The organism is Bartonella queenslandensis AUST/NH15 (assembly GCF_000312585.1).
GTDB lineage: Bacteria > Pseudomonadota > Alphaproteobacteria > Rhizobiales > Rhizobiaceae > Bartonella > Bartonella queenslandensis_A.
Map to the genome: position 1 here is coordinate 128,525 of NZ_HE997979.1, position 2,232 is coordinate 130,756.

Below are 2,232 nucleotides of genomic sequence, written 5' to 3' on the forward strand. Positions count from 1 at the left end.
TACAACCCCTATATGACAGGCACCATAACCCCAATCACTAACACAACCGTAATAAACCACGCTTATCGTGCATCAATCCAACACCTGTCCCACCAACAAAACTCCATCAAAAAACCAGTCCAAGATCTCAAAACCAACACAAACTATCGACCACAAGGAAAACACCACCAACCCATTATCCCACTTGATTATTCCACCTAGAATATCACAACCAATCTTTTGATTTCATCAAAGTTTCACGTCTCTTCTATTCTTGAAGCGTAAAAAAATTCATTTTTAATCTGTCAACCAGCCTCACTTTACAGTGAGGCTTTATTTTATGGAGAAGCAAATGAGAAAAATATCATCAGAAGGGCTTGCACTCATTAAACAATGGGAAGGATTGCGTTTACATGCCTATAAAGATGCCATCGGGGTGTGGACAATCGGCTATGGTCATACCAGCACGGTTGGTAAACCGTTTGTTCACAAAGGCATGATCATCACGGAAAAACAAGCCGAAGAAGTTCTTTATCAAGATTTAAGACAATTTGAGAATACCGTTGAAAAAAATGTGACGGTTTCCTTAACAGATGAACAATTCGCCGCACTCGTATCGTTTTGCTATAATGTAGGGACAGCAGCTTTTTGCAAATCAACCTTGCTCAAAAAGCTCAATAATGGCGAATATGAAGCTGTGCCTTCTGAATTACAAAAGTGGACCAAAGCAGGAGGAAAACGTCTTTACGGTCTTGTACACCGTCGTGCAGCAGAAGCGGGATTATGGGCAAAAGGCGCTTATATTTCTCCCAACTATCAAGCTGTGGAAACAAAAGAACCAATGGGTTTTCTCAAAGCAGAAGCCTTAACACCCATTATTGGTTCTTTTTCTGGACTTGGAGGCTTATTGGCAGGCAATGGTCCCATTCAATGGGCATTAGCAACCATTATGGTTTTAGCCACCTGTGTTGGCATTTTCTTTGTGGTAAAACGCTTTCGGGAGCAACGTTTATGATGGGGTGGATGAAAAAAAATTTGACGATAACAGGAGCGGTTCTGACCGCTTTTTTTATCACTTTAGCAAAAGCTTTTACGCTTGGAAAGAAGATTGAACAGCAAAAGCAAACAGAAAAAACGTTAAAGTCATCAACAACACGGCTAAAGGTGGAAAATGAAATTAATCAAAAAAGTGATCCTGATGTACGCGCTGCTCTTACTCACTGGTTGCGCAATAAAAACAATCAATGAGCCTTCGTCTTGCATTGGTTGGATGCCCATTTATTTAGACAAAAAAGATCTCAGCAGCATTAGCTCAAATCTCGCCAGAGATATTTTAAAGCATAACAAACAAGGGGAAGGCTTGTGTGGGTGGAAACATGGCTAGAAAAAAAACAGAAAAACAAACAGAGCTTACAGAAAAGGAAAAAGAAATTCTCCAAGAAATCATCATGACTTATAAAAGTATAAAAGTGATGTCACGCTATACGAAGTGGGTTATATTTATCATTTTCCTCGTAGTGCTTGATTTTTCACGTATCTTGGATGCATTGGCAAATATTTTTACACAAAAATCGAATATTCAGTTCTAAAATAAACGATGAAACATGAGACGTGTTCAATTAAAAAAACATCCGTTATTAAAAATAACACGGAGATTTTCTTGATGATTTTTCACGTCTCATGAATCATTTTACACGCTGCACAAACACTATGATGAAATGAATTTTCAAGCATTATAGCGAGATTAATTCTATCGGCATGAAAAGAGATTAAAAAAATCATGAGGACGCAACTTAAGCGAACACAAGAGAATAATCTTGGAAAACAAACATGCCAACGTGCACTTTTTAAATAACGTATTGATATGTGAAGCATTTTATCTTCATCATCCATACCATTAAAACCATTCAAAGAGTTTTCTTTTAAATAAACGCATCAGTAAGCAACAAAAATCGTATTATGGGATACTCCCTTTCATCTTTTATGAAGCATAAAGGGAGTCTCCTATAAGTTCCATACACTTACCAACCACCGTACCACGGTATCAGCCCCATACCCACGCACCAATACCATCACGAAATAGGCTTGAAAGCACAAAGTCTCTTCTCTACTTCTTTCTGTAAATTTGTAAAATCGTAAAAATGTGGATCTGTAAAATGAACCATAAAAATGTGCACTTTAGCCTCCATACCACATACCAGCCCCCTGCACCAACCACCGTACCACGCATCAGCCCCATACCCACGCACCAAT

The 2,232-nt window shown here is 38.5% G+C and carries 5 protein-coding genes; 4 read left to right on the top strand and 1 reads right to left on the bottom strand.

From position 1 onward, the window contains the following. Window positions 1-331 precede the first annotated feature (331 nt). The 4 genes from BN338_RS01535 to BN338_RS01545 are packed head-to-tail and all read left to right on the top strand — an operon-like array spanning window position 332 to window position 1,568. Window positions 332-994 (top strand): lysozyme, encoded by a 663-nt coding sequence (locus tag BN338_RS01535; RefSeq protein WP_039758350.1) that lies wholly within the window; start codon window positions 332-334, stop codon window positions 992-994. Continuing rightward, window positions 991-1,227: a hypothetical protein gene (locus tag BN338_RS01540; protein WP_039758352.1), complete on the top strand. Its 237-nt coding sequence runs from the start codon at window positions 991-993 to the stop codon at window positions 1,225-1,227. The genes BN338_RS01535 and BN338_RS01540 overlap by 4 nt, the downstream gene beginning before the upstream one ends. Next, window positions 1,151-1,363 (top strand): hypothetical protein, encoded by a 213-nt coding sequence (locus BN338_RS12935; RefSeq protein WP_083868409.1) that lies wholly within the window; start codon window positions 1,151-1,153, stop codon window positions 1,361-1,363. Before BN338_RS01540 ends, BN338_RS12935 begins: the two co-directional genes overlap by 77 nt. Continuing rightward, a complete protein-coding gene (locus tag BN338_RS01545; protein ID WP_039758391.1) occupies window positions 1,356-1,568 on the top strand; it encodes a hypothetical protein in 213 nt (70 codons plus the stop codon). The genes BN338_RS12935 and BN338_RS01545 overlap by 8 nt, the downstream gene beginning before the upstream one ends. A 483-nt stretch (window positions 1,569-2,051) precedes the next feature. Here BN338_RS01545 and BN338_RS12660 read toward each other — a convergent pair. Continuing rightward, window positions 2,052-2,232 (bottom strand): hypothetical protein (locus BN338_RS12660; RefSeq protein ID WP_210160956.1); only part of this gene is annotated, 181 nt, incomplete at its 5' end.

Coding starts and splice junctions, on each gene's coding strand:
- BN338_RS01535 (WP_039758350.1), top strand. CDS start 332: ATGAGAAAAATATCATCAGAAGGGCTTGCACTCATTAAACAATGGGAA.
- BN338_RS01540 (WP_039758352.1), top strand. CDS start 991: ATGATGGGGTGGATGAAAAAAAATTTGACGATAACAGGAGCGGTTCTG.
- BN338_RS12935 (WP_083868409.1), top strand. CDS start 1,151: ATGAAATTAATCAAAAAAGTGATCCTGATGTACGCGCTGCTCTTACTC.
- BN338_RS01545 (WP_039758391.1), top strand. CDS start 1,356: ATGGCTAGAAAAAAAACAGAAAAACAAACAGAGCTTACAGAAAAGGAA.